General features: G+C 66.2%; 23 protein-coding genes. 12 read left to right on the forward strand and 11 right to left on the reverse strand.

Annotated features, from left to right (window positions below; translation table 11 throughout):
• Nucleotide 1: 1 nt before the first annotated feature.
• The 4 genes from SMD14_RS02640 (at nucleotide 2) to SMD14_RS02655 (ending at nucleotide 3,361) form a co-directional block, all read left to right on the forward strand.
• Nucleotides 2-1,036: a carbohydrate ABC transporter permease gene (locus SMD14_RS02640; RefSeq protein ID WP_157239420.1), complete on the forward strand. Its 1,035-nt coding sequence runs from the start codon at nucleotides 2-4 to the stop codon at nucleotides 1,034-1,036.
• Nucleotides 1,033-1,929: a carbohydrate ABC transporter permease gene (locus tag SMD14_RS02645; protein ID WP_157239419.1), complete on the forward strand. Its 897-nt coding sequence runs from the start codon at nucleotides 1,033-1,035 to the stop codon at nucleotides 1,927-1,929. The genes SMD14_RS02640 and SMD14_RS02645 overlap by 4 nt, the downstream gene beginning before the upstream one ends.
• The gene (locus SMD14_RS02650) at nucleotides 1,926-2,174 is read left to right on the forward strand and encodes a hypothetical protein (protein WP_321215214.1); all 249 of its coding nucleotides are present in this window, start codon (nucleotides 1,926-1,928) and stop codon (nucleotides 2,172-2,174) included. Before SMD14_RS02645 ends, SMD14_RS02650 begins: the two co-directional genes overlap by 4 nt.
• 134 nt (nucleotides 2,175-2,308) lie before the next feature.
• Nucleotides 2,309-3,361, forward strand: coding sequence for a LacI family DNA-binding transcriptional regulator (locus tag SMD14_RS02655; protein ID WP_321215215.1), 1,053 nt, complete (start codon nucleotides 2,309-2,311; stop codon nucleotides 3,359-3,361).
• A gap of 23 nt (nucleotides 3,362-3,384) precedes the next feature.
• Here the strand turns inward: SMD14_RS02655 and SMD14_RS02660 are convergent, their stop codons facing one another.
• Both SMD14_RS02660 and SMD14_RS02665 read right to left on the reverse strand, forming a co-directional pair.
• Nucleotides 3,385-4,284: a hypothetical protein gene (locus SMD14_RS02660; RefSeq protein ID WP_321215216.1), complete on the reverse strand. Its 900-nt coding sequence runs from the start codon at nucleotides 4,282-4,284 to the stop codon at nucleotides 3,385-3,387.
• A 34-nt stretch (nucleotides 4,285-4,318) separates the two neighbouring features.
• Nucleotides 4,319-5,125, reverse strand: a complete 807-nt coding sequence (locus SMD14_RS02665) for an exodeoxyribonuclease III (protein ID WP_321215217.1) — start codon at nucleotides 5,123-5,125, stop codon at nucleotides 4,319-4,321.
• 244 nt (nucleotides 5,126-5,369) lie between these two features.
• On the opposite strand from SMD14_RS02665, the gene SMD14_RS02670 reads away from it, so the two are divergent.
• The 5 genes from SMD14_RS02670 to SMD14_RS02690 all read left to right on the forward strand — a co-directional run bounded on the left by SMD14_RS02670 (nucleotide 5,370) and on the right by SMD14_RS02690 (nucleotide 10,528).
• A complete protein-coding gene (locus SMD14_RS02670; RefSeq protein ID WP_321215218.1) occupies nucleotides 5,370-6,869 on the forward strand; it encodes a CoA-acylating methylmalonate-semialdehyde dehydrogenase in 1,500 nt (499 codons plus the stop codon).
• Nucleotides 6,870-6,880: 11 nt separating this feature from the next.
• Nucleotides 6,881-8,008, forward strand: a complete 1,128-nt coding sequence (locus SMD14_RS02675) for an enoyl-CoA hydratase/isomerase family protein (RefSeq protein WP_321215219.1) — start codon at nucleotides 6,881-6,883, stop codon at nucleotides 8,006-8,008.
• Nucleotides 8,001-9,026, forward strand: coding sequence for a 3-hydroxyisobutyrate dehydrogenase (gene mmsB, locus SMD14_RS02680; RefSeq protein WP_321215220.1), 1,026 nt, complete (start codon nucleotides 8,001-8,003; stop codon nucleotides 9,024-9,026). Before SMD14_RS02675 ends, mmsB begins: the two co-directional genes overlap by 8 nt.
• Entirely contained in the window at nucleotides 9,023-9,799 is a 777-nt protein-coding gene (locus tag SMD14_RS02685; protein WP_321215221.1) for an enoyl-CoA hydratase, read from the forward strand. Before mmsB ends, SMD14_RS02685 begins: the two co-directional genes overlap by 4 nt.
• 75 nt (nucleotides 9,800-9,874) lie before the next feature.
• Nucleotides 9,875-10,528, forward strand: coding sequence for a DedA family protein (locus SMD14_RS02690; RefSeq protein WP_157239413.1), 654 nt, complete (start codon nucleotides 9,875-9,877; stop codon nucleotides 10,526-10,528).
• Between the two features lie 29 nt (nucleotides 10,529-10,557).
• Here SMD14_RS02690 and SMD14_RS02695 read toward each other — a convergent pair whose 3' ends face one another.
• Complete coding sequence (locus SMD14_RS02695) at nucleotides 10,558-11,064, reverse strand: MarR family transcriptional regulator (RefSeq protein ID WP_321215222.1); 507 nt, start codon at nucleotides 11,062-11,064, stop codon at nucleotides 10,558-10,560.
• Between the two features lie 92 nt (nucleotides 11,065-11,156).
• Between SMD14_RS02695 and SMD14_RS02700 the strand changes: the two genes are divergently transcribed.
• Complete coding sequence (locus SMD14_RS02700) at nucleotides 11,157-12,347, forward strand: acyl-CoA dehydrogenase family protein (protein ID WP_321215223.1); 1,191 nt, start codon at nucleotides 11,157-11,159, stop codon at nucleotides 12,345-12,347.
• On the opposite strand, the gene SMD14_RS02705 is transcribed toward SMD14_RS02700, so the two are convergent.
• The 5 genes from SMD14_RS02705 to SMD14_RS02725 form a co-directional block, all read right to left on the reverse strand.
• Entirely contained in the window at nucleotides 12,344-13,162 is an 819-nt protein-coding gene (locus SMD14_RS02705; RefSeq protein ID WP_321215224.1) for a TipAS antibiotic-recognition domain-containing protein, read from the reverse strand. The two genes, SMD14_RS02700 and SMD14_RS02705, sit on opposite strands and share 4 nt — an antisense overlap.
• Before the next feature lie 33 nt (nucleotides 13,163-13,195).
• Complete coding sequence (locus tag SMD14_RS02710) at nucleotides 13,196-13,555, reverse strand: hypothetical protein (RefSeq protein WP_321215225.1); 360 nt, start codon at nucleotides 13,553-13,555, stop codon at nucleotides 13,196-13,198.
• A 149-nt stretch (nucleotides 13,556-13,704) separates the two neighbouring features.
• On the reverse strand, nucleotides 13,705-13,908 hold the full coding sequence (locus SMD14_RS02715; protein WP_013599688.1) for a cold-shock protein: 204 nt from the start codon (nucleotides 13,906-13,908) through the stop codon (nucleotides 13,705-13,707).
• Between the two features lie 133 nt (nucleotides 13,909-14,041).
• Entirely contained in the window at nucleotides 14,042-14,668 is a 627-nt protein-coding gene (locus SMD14_RS02720) for a response regulator transcription factor (protein WP_321215226.1), read from the reverse strand.
• Nucleotides 14,665-15,951: a histidine kinase gene (locus SMD14_RS02725; RefSeq protein WP_321215227.1), complete on the reverse strand. Its 1,287-nt coding sequence runs from the start codon at nucleotides 15,949-15,951 to the stop codon at nucleotides 14,665-14,667. Before SMD14_RS02725 ends, SMD14_RS02720 begins: the two co-directional genes overlap by 4 nt.
• A 201-nt stretch (nucleotides 15,952-16,152) precedes the next feature.
• Between SMD14_RS02725 and SMD14_RS02730 the strand changes: the two genes are divergently transcribed.
• Together SMD14_RS02730 and SMD14_RS02735 are read left to right on the forward strand one after the other, a co-directional pair.
• Nucleotides 16,153-16,722: a heme-binding protein gene (locus tag SMD14_RS02730; RefSeq protein WP_321215228.1), complete on the forward strand. Its 570-nt coding sequence runs from the start codon at nucleotides 16,153-16,155 to the stop codon at nucleotides 16,720-16,722.
• A gap of 15 nt (nucleotides 16,723-16,737) precedes the next feature.
• Nucleotides 16,738-17,427 carry an ankyrin repeat domain-containing protein gene (locus SMD14_RS02735; RefSeq protein WP_321215229.1) on the forward strand — a complete coding sequence of 230 codons (690 nt, stop codon included), beginning with the start codon at nucleotides 16,738-16,740 and terminating at the stop codon, nucleotides 17,425-17,427.
• A 4-nt stretch (nucleotides 17,428-17,431) separates the two neighbouring features.
• On the opposite strand, the gene SMD14_RS02740 is transcribed toward SMD14_RS02735, so the two are convergent.
• Genes SMD14_RS02740 through SMD14_RS02750 form a run of 3 tightly spaced genes read right to left on the reverse strand, consistent with a single transcriptional unit; the run spans nucleotide 17,432 to nucleotide 20,069 of the window.
• Nucleotides 17,432-18,622: an acetyl-CoA acetyltransferase gene (locus SMD14_RS02740; protein ID WP_321215230.1), complete on the reverse strand. Its 1,191-nt coding sequence runs from the start codon at nucleotides 18,620-18,622 to the stop codon at nucleotides 17,432-17,434.
• The gene (locus tag SMD14_RS02745) at nucleotides 18,619-19,308 is read right to left on the reverse strand and encodes a CoA transferase subunit B (protein WP_321215231.1); all 690 of its coding nucleotides are present in this window, start codon (nucleotides 19,306-19,308) and stop codon (nucleotides 18,619-18,621) included. Before SMD14_RS02745 ends, SMD14_RS02740 begins: the two co-directional genes overlap by 4 nt.
• A gap of 29 nt (nucleotides 19,309-19,337) precedes the next feature.
• Entirely contained in the window at nucleotides 19,338-20,069 is a 732-nt protein-coding gene (locus SMD14_RS02750; RefSeq protein WP_321215232.1) for a CoA transferase subunit A, read from the reverse strand.
• Nucleotides 20,070-20,166: the final 97 nt, after the last annotated feature.

Raw genomic sequence — 20,166 nt, forward strand, 5'->3', positions numbered from 1 at the left:
CATGGCAACCGAATTGGGCCCGACGCCGGTAAAGCCGGCGTCGGGCGCCCCCGATGTACACCACGGTCCCAAAGGTGTAGGCGAAGACAACGCGATCCTCAGCCAGGGCAAATGGGCCTCCTGGCTGTTGGCTCCAACGATCATTGCCCTGGGCATCGTCATTGTTTACCCCATCATCAGCGCCATTGTGATGTCCTTCCAGAAGGATGCGGGGCTGGACCCGGTCACCGGGCTGTTCACGGCCGGGGGCCCAGCGGGTATCCAAAACTACGTCAACTGGCTGGGGCAGCAGTGTGCCGCCCCGAACGGTGGTACCGTCGCTTGCCCGCCGGGCACCCTTGGCGGCCAGTTCTGGACCGCCACCGGAACCACCTTCCTCTTCACGGTCATCACCGTGGCCTTTGAGACAGTGCTTGGCTTCTGGATGGCCATGATCATGGCGCGGACGTTCAAGGGCCGCGGCCTGGTCCGCGCAGCCGTCCTCGTTCCGTGGGCCATCCCCACCGCTGTCACGGCCCAGCTGTGGCTCTTCATGTTCGACTTCAACGGCATCATCAACAAGCTGTTCAACGTTTCCATCCTGTGGACAGGCAGCGAGTGGCCGGCCAAGTGGGCAGTGATCATCGCAGACACCTGGAAAACCACGCCGTTCATGGCGCTGCTGATCCTGGCCGGCCTGCAGATGATCCCGGCAGAGGTCTACGAGGCCGCAAAGGTCGATGGCGCAAGTGCCTGGCAGCGCTTCCGCCTCATCACGCTTCCGCTGGTGAAGCCCGCGCTGATGGTGGCCATCCTGTTCCGCACCCTGGATGCCCTGCGTATGTTCGACCTTCCCTACATCCTGACCGGCGGTGCCAATAACACCACCACACTGTCCATCCTGGTGATCAACCAGATCAGGCAAGGGTTCAACTCGGCAGCTGCCTTGTCCACCATTACGTTCATCATCATTTTCCTGGTCGCATTCATCTTCGTCCGCTTCCTCGGTGCGAACGTCGTGGAACAAAGCGGAGCCACCGGTAAGGGGAAGAAATGACAACCACAACTGCCTCCACGGCATTGCGGGCGCAGCAGGACAAGGGCCGCAAGGCCGCCCAGACCCGGGAAAAGTGGGCGAGCGCCCGTACGTACATCAGCGCCGTCGTGATCCTGATCTGGTGCCTTGCACCGGCTTACTGGATGGTGGTGACGGCGTTCCGCGAGGTCGGCTTCACCTACGACACAACGCCTTGGCCGACGCACGTGACCATGGACAACTTCACCACTGCGTTCGATACGTCCTTCGGCAACCAGTTCGGCCGGGCCCTTGGCAACAGCATCATTATCGGTGTGACGGTCACAGTGATCTCGCTGGTGATCGGCGTCTTCGCCGCCTATGCACTGGCACGCCTGAACTTCCGGTTCAAGTACCTCGTGCTGGGGTTCATCCTGGGCGCCTCCATGTTCCCCGGTGTTGCCCTGATCACCCCGCTGTTCCAGCTTTTCACCAACATAGGCTGGATGGGCACCTACCAGGCCCTGATCATCCCGAACATCTCCTTCGTCCTGCCGCTCACCGTCTACACACTGACCTCCTTCTTCCGCGAGATGCCGTGGGAGCTTGAGGAATCAGCCCGCGTTGACGGCTGCACGCAGGGCCAGGCGTTCCGGAAAGTGATCATGCCGCTGGCCGCCCCGGCCATCTTCACCACGGCGATCCTGGCCTTCATCTCCTCCTGGAATGAATTCCTCATCGCCAGCCAGTTGTCGAATGAGGCAACGAAGCCCGTCACGGTTGCCATCGCCAGCTTCGCCGGCGCGCAGCCCAACCAGATCCCCTACACCGCCATCATGGCCGCGGGCACCATTGTCACCATTCCTCTGGTGATCCTGGTGCTTGTCTTCCAGCGCAAGATCGTTGCCGGCCTGACGGCTGGTGCGGTCAAGTGACACGCGACGCTTCCCGCCCCCGCACCCCGGGGGCGGGGGGTGGCCGCCGGCTCCTGAGGTCCGGCGAGGATTTTGACATCATCATCGGGTTCCTCGGCTTCTGGGCACTGGTCCTTCTTGTGGTCACCGTCTGGATGGAGGTGACTGCGCAGCCCGCCCTTGGCTGGGCACTGGGCCTGCTGGCAACGCTTTTGGCGCTGTACGGAATGGTGCGGCTGCGGCGGCGCCTGCCGGAACGGAGATGATACAGCTGGATCCGCTGCCGGCGTCCACCCGGCGCGGTAACACTGCGATGCACGACTGTGTCCAAAATACGATTGGCACGGCGGTATCGCATTAAGCAGGGCGGACACCTGCAGGGAGTACATGAGGGGACACCGTGGCACGCACAACTGAAAGGTCTCAACGGGGAGGCCACAGCGGGGTCAGCATTGAAGACGTAGCGGCCGCCGCAGGAGTGTCCACCGCCACCGTGTCCCGGGCGGTCCGGGGACTGCCCCGGGTGTCCCCGGCAACGCGGCAAAAGATCCTCGACGTCGCAGGAGACCTGGGATACGTTGCCTCCTCCTCCGCGTCCGGCCTGGCCACGGGACGCACCAGGACCATCGGGGTGCTTGCCCCGTTCGTGAGCCGCTGGTTCTTTTCCAAGGCCATCGAGGGCGCGGACCGCGAACTGCACGCCCGCAACTACAACCTTTCGCTGTTCAACCTCGGTGGACACGGGAGCAACCGGGAGCGGCTTTTCAGCAAGACCATGGTCTATAAGCAGATCGATGCCCTGCTGGTGTTGTGTATGGCGCTGACCCACGAAGAGCTGGACCATCTGCAGAAGATCGACATTCCGCTGGTGGTGGTGGGCGGCCATGTCGAAGAGTGCGCCTATATCGGCATTGACGACTATGCCGCTGCATCTGCTGCCGTCCGCCACCTGATCGACCTGGGCCACCGGGATATTGCCCTGCTGCACGGGGACGACGAGACAGACCTGAACTTTGATGTTCCCCGGGTCCGTATCCTTGCGTTCAAGGACGTCATGACGGCCGCCGGCCTCCCCACCCGCCGCGAGTGGGATGAATGGGGTGACTTCACGGTCCGCAGCGGCCAGGAAGCCTTGCGCCGGCTCTGGTCCAAGCCGGGGAAAAAGCCGACTGCCATCTTCTGCGCCTCGGACGAGATGGCCATGGGCGTCATTTTTGAAGCGGCCCGCATCGGCGTGCGGGTCCCGGAGGAACTCTCCGTGGTGGGCATCGATAACCACGATTTCGCCGACGCCATGGGACTGACCACCGTTGGCCAGCGGCCCGATGAGCAGGCAGAGCTGGCCACCAAGATGCTGCTGGACGAACTGGACGGGCAGATCGGCTCCGTGCGGTCCGCCGTCGCGCCCCATGAACTGATTGTCCGAAGGACCACGGCGCCGCCCCAGTCCTGAACGACTGGCCCGCGCGGATGGCGTCAGGAAGCGCGCGCCAGCTGGCGGATGGGGATCCAGCGGGACGCCAGGCGCCGGTAGGCTGCAGCGGCGCCGGTCATGTCCCCCTCGGCGAGGCACTCAATGCCCAGCCGGATATCCATGGGCGAATCGTCCGGGTACACCTTGTCGGCAACAGCCCCATAGTCAAGCTCCACCATCGAATTGACGTGGAACAGTTCCAGCCATTCGGTGAGCTGGGCGAGGTCGTCCAGCATGTCCAGGTCCGGTGCGGCCAGGGCAAGGTTCGCCACGGCGTAGCGTGCCCGCTCCAAGGCGTCGGTAATGGGCGCCCACACCCGGACGGTGACGATCCGGCCGCCGGCCTCCACCACGTCCTTGTGGTCCGATTCCATGAACAGGGAGAACCAGCTGAAGGGGATCCCCCAAGTGGATGCACGGGTGTGCACCCGGACGGATCCGTCGCGGGCTTTGACCTGGTCTATCCGTTCCTGATGCTTGTCCCGCTGCTCCTCGGGGATCAGCAGTTCGGCCAGCGGACCGTGGATGCCCTGCATCAGGGCGTTGGCCGCCAGGCCGGCCCTGAGCACCAACTGGCTGGGGCAGTACAGCAGCACCGGCTCCGCGTCAGCATTGTCGTCGTCGGATGTTTCGCCGGGGGTTCCCGCGGATGATGCCGGGGCAGTGGTGACACGGACCAGGTCCGTGCGTCCCGTGGGGAAGGGGTCGCCGCCGGAGCGCGTGATGCGTCCCAGCGAGGCCAGGAGTTCCGCATTTTCGACGGCGGCGCGGGAGGCCGAGCGCGCGCCCTCCGCCTGGATTGCCTGGCGCTGCTCCTCGGGGAAGGCTTCCAGCGGCTCGTAGACACGCAGGGTGGACGAGAATGGCAGGCCGGCCTGGCCCCGGTAGAGGTTTCCGGTCATCTCGGCCTCCCAACGTGGGTCCAGGATGCTGACATCAGTCCGCCAGTTCCACCAGCACGGGGGCGTGGTCCGAGGCGCCCTTGCCCTTGCGCTCCTCGCGGTCGATCGAAGCGCCGGTCACGCGCGCCGCCAGGGCCGGGCTGGCCAGCACGAAGTCGATCCGCATGCCCTCTTTTTTGGGAAAGCGCAGCTGGGTGTAATCCCAGTACGTGTATACGCCCGGGCCCGGGGTGTAGGGGCGCACTACGTCGGTGAAGCCTGCCGACTCGAAAGCGTGGAAGGCGGCTCGCTCGGGCGGGCTGACGTGGGTGTACCGGTTGTTGACGAAGAGGTCGATGTCCCAGACGTCCTCGTCGAACGGGGCGATGTTCCAATCGCCCATCAGGGCCACCTGGGCTTCGGGGTTCTGCGTGACCAGTTCCTGGGCGTGCGTCTTCAGGCTCTCCAGCCACTTGAGCTTGTACGGCATGTGTTCGTCGTCCAGGGAACGGCCATTGGGGACGTAGAGGCTCCAGATGCGGATACCGGCGCAGGTGGCGGCCATGGCCCGGGCCTCCTGCACGGGGTCCTTGCCGGCCTTGCCGAACGAGGGCTGGTCCAGGAAGGTGCGCTCCACGTCGTCCAGCCCCACGCGGGAAGCGATGGCCACCCCGTTCCACTGGTTGACGCCGAAGTGGGCAACCTCGTAGCCCATCCGCTCAAAGAGTTCCCACGGAAAGTTTTCATCCTTGCACTTGGTCTCCTGGATGGCCAGGACATCGCAGTCGCTGCGCTGAAGCCAGGCTTCGACGCGGTCGGCGCGGGCACGGAGGGAGTTCACGTTCCAGGTAGCAATCTTCACAGTTCCTAACCTACCTTGAGCGCCGGAGATGCGGACCGGGGCAGGGCTCCGAAACGGGGCACAACGGCGCGGACACGCCCGCGCGGTGGGTCCAATCCGCCGGAATCGGGCACCACTGTGCCGTACGACGGCGCAGACCGCCACCCTGCCACGGGCCAGGGCGGCGCGTATGGAAATTAGTAGGAAGTCCGAGTATATTCGCAAACAGGAATGACCTGGATCACATGCGAAGGAGCCTGCAGTCATGGTCCGCGAACTGTCCCATTTTGTCGGCGGCCACCATGCTGCCGGCCTGTCAGGCCGATTTGGCGACGTCTTTGATCCATGCACCGGCGAGGTCCAGGCCCGGGTGCCGCTCGCCGGCCGGGACGAGGTGCAGAACGCAGTAGCTGTCGCGGAAAAGGCGCAGGTGGAGTGGGCGGCCATGAACCCGCAGCGGCGCGGCAGGATCATGCTGCGGTTCGTGGACCTGGTCAACCAGTACATCGATGGGCTCGCCCGGCTGCTCTCCTCCGAACATGGGAAGACCCTCGCCGATTCGAAAGGCGACATCCAGCGCGGCCTGGAAGTGGTGGAGTTCGCTGCCGGCGCGCCGCACTTGCTCAAGGGCGAGTTCTCCACCGATGCGGGCCCGGGGATTGACATCCACTCACTGCGCCAGCCCCTTGGCGTGGTGGCGGGCATCACGCCGTTCAACTTTCCAGCGATGATTCCGCTGTGGAAGTCCGGCCCCGCCCTGGCGGCCGGCAACGCCTTCATCCTGAAACCCTCCGAACGCGATCCCTCCGTGCCCCTCCGCCTGGCCGAGCTGTACGCCGAGGCGGGCGTTCCGGACGGGGTGTTCAATGTGGTGAACGGAGACAAGGAAGCAGTGGACGCCCTGCTCGAGGATCCCCGGGTAAAAGCCGTGGGGTTCGTGGGCTCCACCCCCGTGGCCCAGTACATCTACGCCACGGCTGCGGCCCACGGAAAGCGGGCGCAGTGCTTTGGCGGTGCCAAGAACCACATGGTGGTCATGCCTGATGCGGACCTGGACCAGGCGGCCGACGCCCTCATCGGAGCGGGATACGGCTCAGCCGGCGAGCGCTGCATGGCTGTTTCGGTGGCCGTGCCGGTAGGGGAGGAGACAGCCAACCGGTTGGTGGCCAGGCTCCAGGAACGGATCAAGGCGCTCAAGGTGGGCCCAAGCCTGGACAAGGACACGGACTTTGGCCCGGTGGTCACGGCTGCCGCCAAGGAGCGCATCGAGGGCTACATCCAGGCAGGGGTGGATGAAGGCGCCACGCTGCTGGCCGACGGCCGGGGCTTCAGCGTGCAGGGACATGAAGACGGCTTCTGGATAGGGCCCACCCTTTTCGACCACGTCAGCAAGGACATGGCGATCTACCGCAATGAGATCTTCGGTCCCGTCCTCAGCGTTGTCAGGGCGGCTGATTATGATGAAGCCCTGCGGCTGTGCACTGACAACGAGTTCGGCAACGGCGTCGCGATTTTCACCCGCGACGGTGACGCCGCCAGGGATTTCGCCACCCGGGTGGACGTGGGCATGGTGGGCGTCAATGTGCCCATCCCCGTGCCCATCGCGTATTACACGTTCGGTGGCTGGAAGGCGTCAGGATTCGGCGACCTCAACCAACACGGCGCGGACGCGTTCCGCTTCTACACCAAGACCAAGACGGTGACCACGCGGTGGCCGTCAGGAATACGCAACGGAGCCAGCTTCGTGATGCCGGAAGGAAGCTGATGGCGGCCAGCATGGCAAACAGCGCAGCAGACGGTGCCGGGAGCCCCTCCGGAGCTGCAGGCAGCAACGCCGAGGTGCTGTTCGAGCGCCGCGGCCGGCTGGGGGTGGTGACCCTCAACCGGCCCAAGGCGGTGAATGCGCTTACGGCGGGGATGGTTGGCGCGCTTTTGGAGCAGCTCACCCTGTGGGCGGACGACGACGGCGTTGCCACGGTCCTGGTGCAGGGCGCCGGCAGCCGTGGCCTCTGTGCCGGCGGCGACATCGTGGCAATCTACGAAGACATGCTGGCGGGCGGTGGCAGGACGGCGCATTTCTGGGAGACGGAGTATCAGGTCAATTCCCTCATTGCCCGGTATCCCAAGCCCTATGTGGCATTGATGGACGGGCTGGTGTTGGGCGGGGGCGTTGGCATTTCCGCGCACGGGTCCGTCCGGGTGGTCACCGAGCGCACCCGGACGGGGATGCCGGAAACCACCATCGGCTTTGCCCCCGACGTGGGCGGGACCTTCCTCCTGTCCCGCGCCCCCGGGGAAGCCGGAACCCATGCCGCCCTGACGGGCGCGCATCTGACCGCAGCGGACGCCCTGTTCCTTGGCCTGGCCAGCCACTTTGTCCCGTCCGAAAAGCTGCCTGCCCTGGTGGCGGCGCTGGAGGACGAGACGGCGGACGCCGCCGTCGGGCGTTACCGGGTGGAAGCCCCGCCCTCCGTGCTGGAGGGGCAGCGGGACTGGATCGACAGCTGCTATGCCTCGGACGACGCCGAGGACATTGTGCGGCGCCTGCGCGGCTACCAAGGGGGCAAGAGCGCCGAAGCCCTGCAGGCCGCCGATACCATCGAGGCGAAGTCGCCCACGTCGGTCAAGGTCACGCTGGCCTCCCTGCGCAGGATCAGGGGCCGGACACTGGATGAGGCCCTGGCCCAGGAATACCGCGTGGGCCTCCGGTTCCTGTCTGCGCCGGACTTCCGGGAGGGCATCCGGGCGCAGGTGGTGGACAAGGACCGGAACCCCCGCTGGAAGCCGCCCACCCTGGCCGAGGTGGAACCGGGCCTGGTGGACCGCTTTTTCGAGCCGCTGGGCAGCAGGGAATTGGACCTCAACAGCGTGGACCTGCAGCTAAAGGAGCCTGACCATGCCTGAAAAGTACACTGTGGCGTTCCTGGGCCTCGGCCATATGGGCGGGCCCATGGCCGTGAACCTGGTCAGGGCCGGCTACCCCGTGACCGGCTTCGACGTTGTGCCGGCAGCCCTTGAAGCCGCCCAGGCCGCCGGCGTCCCCACTGCGGCGAGCGCGGAGGAAGCAGTATCCGGCGCGGATGTGGTCCTCACGATGTTCCCCAGCGGCCGGCATGTATTGGATGCCTACCGCGGCAACGCCGGAGAACGGGGGCTGCTGGCGGCGGCGAAGCCCGGAACCATGTTCCTGGACTGCTCCACCATCAACGTCGACGAGGCCCGCGAAGCGGCAGCCCTCGCTGTGGGCGCCGGCCACCGGTCAGTGGACGCTCCGGTCTCGGGCGGCGTGGTGGGCGCGGAAGCCGGCACCCTGACCTTCATGGTCGGCGGGGAGGACGAGGGCGTCGAGCACGTCCGTCCGCTGCTCGACGTCATGGGCAAGCGCGCGGTGCACTGCGGGGGGCACGGCGCGGGCCAGGCTGCCAAGATCTGCAACAACCTGATCCTCGGTGTTTCCATGATCGCCGTCAGCGAAGCTTTCGTCCTGGGGGAGAAGCTGGGCCTGAGCCACCAGGCGCTGTTTGATGTGGCGTCTGCAGCGTCCGGGCAGTGCTGGGCGCTCACCACCAACTGCCCGGTCCCCGGCCCCGTTCCCACGAGCCCTGCCAACCGCGACTACCAGCCCGGTTTTGCCGGAGCCCTCATGGCAAAGGACCTCAACCTCGCCCTCAACGCGCTCAAAAGCACCGGGGTGGCGGCGCGGATGGGCCCGCTCGCAGCAGAAATCTACGATACGTTTGCCGCGGGGGAGGGCGCCGGCAGGGACTTCTCGGGCATCATCACGGACATCCGCAACATGTCCGGGCGCCCGGACGGCGCGGAACCAGACAACTCAAGAACCAGTGCACTGCAGGACGCGTCAGGCGGTGCACCACCAAGCGCAGCACGCAGTGCCGCGCAGGACGACGGGAGCCCGGAGTGACGGAATACACGAACATCCTCGTGGAACAGCGGGGCCGGGTAGGGCTGGTGACGCTGAACCGGCCGCACGCGCTTAATGCCCTCAACAAGGACACCATGGAGGAACTCGTGTCCGCCGTGAGGATCATGGACGCAGATCCGGGCGTGGGAGCCGTGGTCATCACGGGTTCCGGCAAGGCCTTTGCTGCCGGGGCGGACATCAAGGAGATGGCGGACCAAAGCTACATCGATATGTATGCAGCCGACTGGTTCCGCGGCTGGGAGGATTTCACCAGGCTCCGCATTCCCACCATTGCCGCGGTCTCTGGATTCGCACTGGGGGGCGGATGCGAGCTGGCCATGATGTGCGACCTCATCATCGCCGGGGACAACGCCAAGTTCGGCCAGCCGGAGATCAACCTGGGCGTCCTGCCGGGCATGGGCGGTTCGCAGCGGCTGACCCGTGCGGTGGGCAAGGCCAAGGCAATGGACCTGATCCTTACGGGACGGTTCATTGGAGCGGAGGAGGCGGACCGCTGCGGCCTGGTGTCCCGGGTGGTGCCTGCCGAGGATGTCGTGGAGGAGGCCCTCAAGGCCGCTGATGTGATCGCGTCAAAGTCCAAGCCCGCGGCCATGGTGGCGAAGGAAGCCGTGAACGCCGCCTTCGAAACCGGGCTGGCCCAGGGTGTCCTGTTCGAGCGCAGGCTGTTCCACTCCCTCTTCGCCACAGAGGACCAGAAGGAAGGCATGGCGGCATTCAGCGAGAAGCGCCAGCCGGAGTTCAGGCACCGGTAAGGATAGGTCCCAGCCTGTTCACAGGTGCGTAAGGTAAACAAGGCAGGGCAACCTTGAACCGGATGGGGGAGTGGCATGTGGGCATTGGCGGGGGATGCAGGCGGCTCGACGGATAACCTCACCGGCCTGGTAGGCGTCGCCGCCCGCGCCATAGAGCAGCTTGGCGAGTGGGGCGTAGGTGCTTTTACCCTCGCCGAAACTGTGGTGCCGCCCATCCCCAGTGAGGTGATCCTGCCTCTGGCCGGCTACCTTGCCAAGCAGGGGTCCCTGAACCTGGTAATGGTGTTCTTGGCAAGCACGCTTGGGGCCTACCTCGGAGCCTTGTTCCTCTATTGGCTTGGCGCCAGGCTGGGCCTGGAGCGCTCCATCCGGGGGTTGTCCAGGCTTCCGTTGGTGGACCGGGAGGATTTTGAACACGCGGCAGGCTGGTTCCGCCGCCACGGCAGGTCATCGATCTTTTTCGGCAGGCTGCTCCCCGGCATCCGCAGCCTGATCTCGCTCCCGGCAGGGGCATCGCGCATGCCCATGGGCACCTTCAGCCTGTTCACCCTGGCCGGCAGCGGTCTGTGGAACGGGGCACTGATTGGCCTGGGCTACCTCCTGGGCACCCAGTACCAGCTCATCGAGCAGTACTCCAAGTTCCTGAACTACGCGGTCTACGCTGCCCTGGCGATTGCCGTGGCCGCCCTCGTGGTCCGGCGGTTCAAGCGGGAGAAATACCGACGCTGACCAGGATTTCCCCTAGACCCGCATGATCCTCAATCCTCAAAATCGCCGGCGTTCCGGCGGAAGGCCCGGAGGATCCGGATCAAGTGCTCCACGTCGCCGGGATCAAAGCCGGGGGCGCTGAACACCTCGGCGTTGAGGGCCGCCGTCGAACGCTTTGCCAGGGTGCGCCCCTCGGTGGTGAGTTCGATCAGCGTGGTCCGGCCGTCCGTAGGGTGCGGGAAACGGGCCACCAAGCCGGCGCGTTCCAGCCTGTCCACTGCATTGGTGATGGACGTGGGATGGACCTGCAACAGGGCGCTCGCCTTGTTCATGGGAAGCGAACCCTTCCTGGCGAAGCTCAGCAGCGCCAGGAGTTCATAGCGGGCAAACGTGAGGCCGAACGGTTTGAGGATGGACTCGATCCTGGCCAGCAGGATCTGCTGGGTGCGCATGATGGCCGTTATGGCCGCCATCGGAGCGGCCACATCCCCCCAGCCGTGTTCTTCCCAGTTCCGCTGGGCTTCGGCAATGGGATCGCGGGAGAGCGGGGCAGGCATGGAACACCTTTCCTCGGGGTGATGCGGCTCACTTTTTCCTGGCCTTGTGAATATACTAGGACATCCAACGGTTACGTGAGCGGAGGGGACTTATGCCAGTGCAGCCGCAAGGTCCCACCGACGCACTGCCCTTTCCTGACGCGGACCTGATGTACGTGGCGGACCTCCTGCCGCACCACGAACGCGAGAGGTTCCTCAGCGTCCGCGAATTCCTGCAGGCACGGGTGCGCCAACAGTCCATCCAGTATTGGAACCGCGAAGAGTTCCCCTTCGGCCTGCTGGCGGAACTGGGCAGGCATGGCCTCGGCGCGCTTCAGGTGGACGGCAGTTCGGTTCTTTTCAAGGGCCTCATGTACGTGGAAATGGCCCGGGCGGATGTGTCCCTCTCGGCGCTGGCCGGGATCCACAACGAACTGATCGTGGGCACCCTCAACGAGTTGGGCTCCCAGGAGCAGAAGCACCGCTGGCTGCCGGGACTGGAAGCCTTTACCAGCCTGGGGGCCTTTGCCCTGACGGAACCTGGCCATGGTTCCGACATCTCCGGAGGGCTGGAGACGTCCGCCAGGCTGGACGGCGATGAATGGATCCTGAACGGCGCCAAGCGCTGGATCGGTGCAGGAACCATCGCAGACTTTGCCCTGGTGTGGGCCCGGGACATGGCAGACCAGCAGGTCAAGGCCTTCATTGTGGAGACGGACCGGCCCGGCTATGCAGCCACCAAGATCTTCAACAAGATAGGCCTGCGGATCATGCAGAACGCAGACATCACCCTGCGCGACGTCCGCATCCCGGCTTCCAACCTGCTGCCCGGGGCCACCGACTTCGCCAAGGCGAACGACCTGCTCCGGGACTCCCGCGCTTGGGTGGGCTGGCAGGCCGCCGGAATCCAGCTTGCCGCGTTCGACGTTGCGCGGGCCTACTCGCTGAGCCGCCGGCAGTTCGGCCGGGAACTGGCGCGGTTCCAGCTGGTCCAGCAACAGCTCGCTGACATCCTGGGCAATGCCACCGCCTCGCTGGCACTCATGGTGCAGCTGGCCCGCATCCAGGAGGAGGGGAAGCTGGAGATGGCGCAGGCCGCCATGGCGAAGGCCACCACCACCAGGCTTGCCCGGGCATCGGTGGCCATGGGACGGTCCTTGCTGGGCGGCAACGGAATCAGTGCCGACTATGAGATGGGCAAGCTCTTCGGTGACGCTGAAATCCTCTACACCTACGAGGGCAGCTACGAGATCAATTCCCTCATTGTGGGGCGTGCCGTCACCGGGAAGTCGGCCTTCGTCTAGCGGGCCCTCCTGTTTGGCGGCGCCGGGTCCTGGAGGTTCCTGTCGGCGTACACCAGCAGTGCGTCACGAACAAACGCCGCCCCTTCTTCACCCCCGTAATTGGCGGCGAACCTGGCATCGGCCACGTACATTTCCGCCAGTCCGCTCACGTACCCCTTGAGGTCCCCGCCTTGCCCGGCTGCGGGTGTCCCGGGAATGGCTGACAGCCATTCGACCTGCCGCCGGGCCAAGTCCTGGGCCTCAGCGCCATCCGGGGCGGCCCCTGAACCAGCCGCGGCGATCCAGTCGCCGCCGAGCTTTTCAGCAGCGGACTTCCACTCCTGTTTCCCCGCTGCATCCATGCCCCGCCACCAGGCATCGCTCTTTGCGTAGGCATCCTTGCCCCAGCGCTCCTCCACCTCGTCCTTGTACTGTGTGTGGTCAAAGCCGTCGAACATCTTTTCCGCCACCATCCCGCCTCCTCTTTTAATCGTTTCGATTGTTTGCCGGACGGACGCCATCTGCCGCGAAAGCCGATCCTGTTCCTGGCCCAGCCACTCCAGGTGGTGGCTGAGCGCTTCGACCGCGTCTGTCTGCCGGCGGAAGACTTCGGCAATGGCCGGCAGGCCCAGCCCAAGCTCCCGCAGGAGGAGGATCCGCTGCAGTTGCAGGAGGGCGGCGGCGTCGTAGTACCGGTAGCCGTTGCTGCCCACGCGGCTGGGCTTCAGCAGCCCAATGTCGCCGTAATGGCGCAGCGTACGGCTGGTGGTTCCGGCCATCCTGGCGATGTCCTGGATGGCCCAGTCCGGGCCGGCCTTACCTTCCGCTGCATCCATGCTTCGAGCGTAGGGGTTGACGCTGCGTCAAGGTCAAGCAGGTTGTTCGGGAAAACCATGGCCGCGCGGACGGTGCCGGGCTGACCGGTTCCGGGCCTGCGCCACAAGCCTCCTGAACGCGAAAATGAAGACTGCCTCGATGGCGAGCATCAGTCCCACGAGCAGCCATTGCCCGCGGGCGGCGAAAAAGATGCATCCGGTCAGGGCCAGGATGGTCCCCAGCGCGAGGGTGTAGACGGCAAATCCGATGGCGACGCGTGCGCTACGCACACCGGTGCGGAAACCGAAGCCGAGGGGTTCCCCGCCGGGGTGCCCGGGAACGCGGTCAGGCACGGCCGGTCCCAGCCTGTCGAACTCCTCCCAGGGATCCTGGCCCTGGTCCTGTCCTATCACCCTCCAATTGTCCCAAACCCCAGCCGGAATCGGGGGAGAAGCGACGGGGCTGACGTGGGGGAGCAAAACAGCGGCCCCTCCAGCATGATGCTGAAGGGGCCGCTGCCTGGTACAGGGTTTCCCCGGCAGAGCCGGAGGTCACCTAAGCCTTAGAGCGGGCGGATGTTCTCTGCCTGCGGGCCCTTGGGGCCCTGGGTCACATCGAATTCAACCTTCTGGTTCTCATCGAGTGAACGGTATCCGCTGCTGGCGATTGCCGAGTAGTGGGCGAAAACGTCAGCGGACCCGTCATCGGGGGCAATGAAGCCAAAACCCTTTTCGGCGTTGAACCATTTAACTGTGCCTGTTGCCATGGCTGCATTCCTTCGTGTGACTCTGATTCTCTCCCCGGGCAATAAGCCCGAAGTGCGCGGAGAACGTCCCCCGCAGTCCCCAACGTACGGGGCGGAAGCCGCGCTTGCAAGGGTTGGGCAACATTTGGCGAGGTCAACGCATGCCTTCGCGTCGGATGGCGGTGGCAATTGCGGCCGCTCTGGTGTCCACCCCGAGCTTGGCGTAGATGTGGGCCAGGTGCGTCTTCACCGTGGCTTCCGAGATAAAAAGGCGCCGGCCGAGTTCGCGGTTGCTCAGTCCCTCCGTGAGGAGGCTCAGCAGTTCGGCCTCCCGGGGAGTGAGGATTTCCTCCGGATTGCGCAGTTGCTGGAACAGCCGCGACGCCACGGGCGGGCTCATGACGCTCTTGCCCTGGACCGCTCCCCGGATGGCAGCGAAGATTTCCTCCGGAGCTGCATCCTTCAGCAGGTATCCCATGGCGCCGGCATCGACTGCCCGCACAATATCCGCGTCGGAGTCGTACGTGGTGAACACGAGGATCGCCTGGCCACTGTTGCGTTTGCGGATCTTCCTGATGGCCTCGATCCCGTCCATGCCGGAACCCATGGCGAGGTCCATGACCACCACGGCCGGGGAGTGCTCCTGCACCCGCTCCACCGCTTCTTCCCCGGATGCTGCCTCTCCGATCACCTGCAGGTCGGGCTGCGTCCCCAGGAGGGCCCGCAGCCCGCTCCTCACCACCAGGTGGTCGTCCACCAGCAGGACGGTGATCGCGCTCATGCCGGTGCCCCTGCAGTGTCCGCAGTGCCCTGTCCGGCGGAGGGCAAAGGCAACTGGGCGGCCACGATGGTCCCTTCCCCGGGCGCGCTTTGCACCGAAAGAACGCCGCCCAGCTGCTCCACCCGTTGCCGCATGGCCCGCAGCCCATAACCGCCGGCGTCCGACGGCGGTGCTGCCGCCGCCGGGTCGAAGCCTGCGCCGTCGTCGTAAATGTCCAGGGTGACCGCCTCCGGAAGGAAGCCGAGGGTCACGGCGGCTGCGCCCGCGGAGGCGTGCAGCCGGATGTTGGAGGCGGCGCTCTGCACTACCCGCAGCAGCGCGTGGCGGACCTCCGGGGACACAGGACGTGGCTCCCCGGTGACGAGGAGCCTGGCCTCCGGAACATATTGCCGTGCCGCGAGGAGCAGGGCTTCGGGCAGCGGGGACGCGTCCAGGCCCGGGGACGCGAGCTCGTGCACCAGGCTGCGGGTTTCGGACAGGTTGCCCCGCAGCAGCGCAGTGGCTTCGCGGAGATCCCGCCGCGCCGCGTCACTTGGCCAGGCCCGCCCTGCGGCCTCGAGAAGGAGCAGGCTGCTGGCCAACCCCTGGGTGACGGTGTCGTGGATTTCCCGGGAGACCCGTTCCCGCTCGGCGATGGTGCCCGCGCGCCGCTCGCTCGCCGCCAGCTGTTCCTGGGCCAGTGAAACCTCGGCGTGAAGGCGGCGCTGCTCCTCGGCGTCGTGCTGGATCCGGTCATAGATGAGCGTCAGCATGGCGCCCACGGCCAGCGGGCCGAGGAGCATGGCCAGGTCCGTGCCGCCGCTCATCCGGAACAGGCCGGCAGCGGTGGCAGCGGCCGTGATTCCAGCCGCGGCGTACGCCGCGGCGCCGGCCAGGGCGTAGCGGCTGAGGAAGAAGAGCGCAAACGAGCACCAGGCAAAGCTCGGAGCTGCAACCACCAGGACTGCCCAGACTGCCACCAGGGCGAACATCCATGGAGCCCCGGGGTGCCCGCGCCGGGCCAGCACGGCCACGACGGCGTACAACAGGCAGGCGACGGCGGCCAGTCCGAGGACCATCAGGTTGTCCGCCGGGCTGTGCCGCATCACGTAGCGGACCAGCGACGCCACCAGCAGCAGCGCGAAGCCAAGATGAACGGCCAAGCCGATGCCGGCCAGGGACGCCCGGCCCGGCAGGCCGCCTGCGGACGGTACAGCGGACGGGGTGCTGGACCGGACCAGGGAGGGTGGTTGGCTCCCTGCGGAGGCCTCGGCCGGGGATGGAACGGACGCTCGGGTGGGCATGGGGATTCCGGTTCGGGATGGAAGGAACGGTATCCACCATGTTATTGCCCGGGTCCCTGCGGCGTCTCTCCGCCTTTTGGCTGATACGGCTGGCTTTATGGAGCAGCGGTAAGCAGCCGAAGGCCCGATGGCAGGAGGCATCCGGGGCGGAAGGATGGAAAACGTACCCGCTTCAAGCGATGGCCGACCAAAGGAAACACCATGAAAAAGTCCACAAAAGTAGTCGCCGCGGCAGCCGCCGGCGCCCTTGCCCTGACCGCCGGGGTGACGGCTGCCGCGAATGCGGGCGCCGGGCCTGCCCCGTCGGCCGTCCCCGCCGTTGACATCCAGCCTGCGCCCGCCAACGTGGTGCAGCAGAACCGCATTTCGGTGGGCGCCTCGGCCAAGGCTGTCCAGGCCGCGCTGGCTAAGTGCCAGGCGGACAACCTGCCGTTCGTGACTGTGGCGGTGGTGGACCGCTTCGGGACCGTACAGGCACTCCTGCGGGGCGACAATGCGGCCGAACACACGATTGAGGCCGCCCGGGAGAAGGCCTACACGGCGGCAGCCTTCGGGACCCCCACCAGCGAGCTCGCCAAGCGGATCAACGGAACGGGCCCCAGCATCGCGGACCTTCCGGGCACGCTCTTCCTGGCCGGCGGCCTCCCGCTGAAGGTCAACGGTGTTTCGGTGGCCGGCATCGGCGTCGGCGGCGCTCCGGACGGTGCCCTGGATGAAGCCTGTGCTGCAGCCGGCGCTGATGCCATCGCTGCCGCTGCTGCCGGCCAGTAGGCTGGGCGGCGCGGAATGATGCCGGTTTTGAGGTCCGGGGCGCTTGGCCTGGTCCTTTCCCTGGCCTTGTCCATGACGGCGTGCCAGGCGGGGCCGAAGGAGGCCCGCCCGCCGCAGGCTGCTCCGCCGTCGTCCCCTGGAAGCACGAAAGGGGGGCCTCCTGCAACGGCGCCTGCCGCGCCTCCCCCGCCGGCCCTGTCCGCCGGGGAACAGGCGCAACTCGACCAGGACCTCGTCACTGCTGCCAAGGCCAACGACGTCCCGTTGGTCAGGGAGCTGATTCGCCGCGGCGGGAACGTCAACGCCAAGGACGCACTCCAGGACTCGGCTTTCCTGTACGCGGGCGCCGAAGGATTCAACGAGGTGCTCGGATTGACGCTGGCGGCCGGAGCCGACGTCGCCAGCACCAACCGTTACGGCGGCACCGCACTGATCCCGGCCAGCGAGCACGGCCACGTGGACACTGTCCGGATCCTGATCGACGCCGGCGTGCCTGTCAACCACGTCAACAACCTGGGCTGGACCGCCATGCAGGAGGCCATCCTGCTGAACAGCGGCGGTCCCCGCCAGCAGGAGGTGGTCAGGCTTCTCCTTGCAGCCGGCGCCGACCCGGAAATCCGCGATCCGGAGGGCAGGACCGCCCTCCAGAATGCCGAACGCCTGGGCTTTACGGAGATCGCCAACCTGCTCCGTCACCGCGGCTAGGAGTTCAGGCGGCCTCGAGCACGCTGACGTAGTTGGCGATGCCCACGCCGCCCATGTTCTGGACGGCAGCCCGGCGGGGGGCGGCGAGCTGCATGTCGCCCGCGGTCCCCGTGAGCTGCATGGCGGCGATGACGTGCTGGGAGACTCCGGTTGCGCCCACGGGGTGGCCCTTCGCCTTGAGGCCGCCAGAGACGTTGACGGGCAGCTTGCCGTCCCTGTACACCCAGCCTTCTTCGATGGCCCGGGCGCCCTGGCCGGGCTCCGTCAGGCCCATGGCCTCGTACATCAGCAGTTCGGCGATGGTGAAGCAGTCATGGACTTCGGCGAAGTCCAGGTCCGCCAGCCCGACGCCGGCCATCGCCAGCGCGCGCTGCCACGAGGCGCGGGTGGCCTCGAAGGCCACGGGGTCACGGCGGGCCGCGGGGAAGAAATCGTTCGCGTGGCCAAAGCCTGCGAGCCGCACGGGCGCAGTGGCACCGCCGGTTGCGGAGGTTGACAGCACGACGGCGGCGGCACCGTCCGAGACGGGGGAACAGTCCGTGCGGCGCAGGGGATCGGCCACCATGGGGTTCTTGTCCGAGACGGTGCGGCAGAAGTCCTCGCCGAGGTCCTTGCGGAGCTGGGCATAGGGATTGTCCACGCCGTTGCGGTGGTTCTTGGCGGCGATACTGCCCAGGACGTCGCCCAGTTTCCCGTCGCCGTACCGCTTCCCGTAGTGCTTGGCCACCTCGGCGAAGAGCCCGGTGAATCCAGTGGTGGACGCCTTGCCGGCCATGTCATAGTCGGCGCCCAGCAGACCCGCCCCCACAACTTCGGCGCCCGCGTGGGTCATCTTCTCCGCGCCGATCACCAGCACGGTCTTGGCCGTGCCCGCCAGCAGCGACTTGGTGCCCTGCTGGAAGGCAGCGGAACCAGAGGCGCAGGCGTTCTCCACGCGCGTGGCGGGGACGTTCGCCAGGTCGGGGGAGACCTGCAGCGCCAGCGACGACGGGAACGCCAGCGGCATCATGCCGGAGTTGAACTGCCCGAGGTAAATCTCGTCGATCTGGCCGGGCTCGATGCCGGCATTGCTGATGGCTTCGGCGGACACCTGGACGATCAGGGATTCCAGGGTCTCGTCCGTCAGTTTGCCGAATCGGCTGTGGCCCCAGCCCGTGAGCAGGACATCCTTGCCGAACTGTTCCTTGAGGCTCATGCTGAAGCTCCTTCCAGGGCTGTTTCTTCCAATGCGACAGCGAACTCCGCTTCCGTCTTTTCGCGGATCTCCTCCACGGTGACCCCCGGCGCGAGGCGGGTCAGCGTGAGCTGCCGGCCGCCTCCTGGTGCCTGCCCGTTCTTCACAAGGTCAAACACTGCGAGGTCGCTGATGATCCGGTCCACCACGCCGAGGCCGGTCAGTGGAAGCGTGCACTCCCGCACGATCTTGGCCGAACCGTCTTTGGCGTTGTGTTCGGTGAGGACCACCACCCGCGGCGTACCGGCCACCAGGTCCATGGCCCCGCCCATGCCCTTGACCATCTTGCCGGGGATGGTCCAGTTGGCGAGGTCGCCGCTGCCGGAAACCTGCATGGCGCCGAGGATGGCGACCTTCACGTGGCCGCCGCGGATCATGCCGAAGGAGGTGGCGGAATCGAAAATGCTTCCGCCCGGCAATACGGTGACAGTCTGCTTGCCCGCATTGATGAGGTCGGCGTCCTCTTCGCCCTCGTACGGGAACGGTCCCATGCCCAGCAGCCCGTTTTCGCTCTGCAGCACCACCCGCACGCCCTCGGGCAGGTTGTTGGCCACCAGCGTGGGGATGCCGATGCCCAGGTTGACGTAGTCGCCGTCGTTCAGTTCTTCGGCTGCGATGGCAGCCATTTCATCCCTGGTCCAAGCCATGATGATGTACTCCTCGGTGGGTTCGGTTTTCAGACGGCCAGTGGTTCGGCAGCTACGGACATGACGCGCGGCCGGACGGTCCGCTGCTCGATGTCCTTGATCCGGCTGCTGGCCTGGACAAGCCGCTGGACGTACACGCCGGGCGTGACGATGTGGTTGGGGTCCAGTGCGCCTGGTTCAACGATGACTTCCGCCTCCGCGATGGTCAGCAGCCCTGCCGTTGCAATGACGGGGTTGAAGTTGCGGGCGGTGTAGCGGTACGTGAGGTTACCGTCCGTGTCCGCGGTGTGCGCGTGGACAAGCGCGACGTCGGCCCGGATGGCCCGCTCCTGGACGTATGTTTCGCCGTCGAACACCTCGTGCGGCTTGCCTTCGGCAACCAGGGTTCCCACGCCGGTCCTGGTGTAGAAAGCAGGGATGCCGGCGCCGCCTGCGCGCAGACGCTCGGCCAGGGTTCCCTGCGGCGTGAACTCAACCTCAAGCCGTCCGGCCAGGTACTGCTCCGCAAAGAGCTTGTTTTCGCCCACATAGCTTGCGATGACCTTGCGGACCTGGCCGGCCTCGATCAGGATGCCCAGGCCCTTGCCGTCCACACCCATGTTGTTCGAGACCACCGTCAGGTCCTTCACCCCGGAATCGCGCACCGCTGCAATCAGGTCTGCGGGTATGCCGCTGAGGCCGAATCCGCCCACAGCCAGGGTTATGCCGTCCCGCAGGCCCCCTTCCAGTGCGGCGGCGGCAGTTGGCTGGAGTTTGGTCATGGCGTCTCCTCATTGAGTGTCCTGCAGTCATCCACTTTGTGGACAGTTGGTCTGGAAAGGGACAGTACGGGCAGTCTTTGGGGGTGTCAAGGCGGTC

Source organism: Pseudarthrobacter oxydans, from assembly GCF_034258515.1.
In the GTDB taxonomy this organism is placed as follows: domain Bacteria; phylum Actinomycetota; class Actinomycetes; order Actinomycetales; family Micrococcaceae; genus Arthrobacter.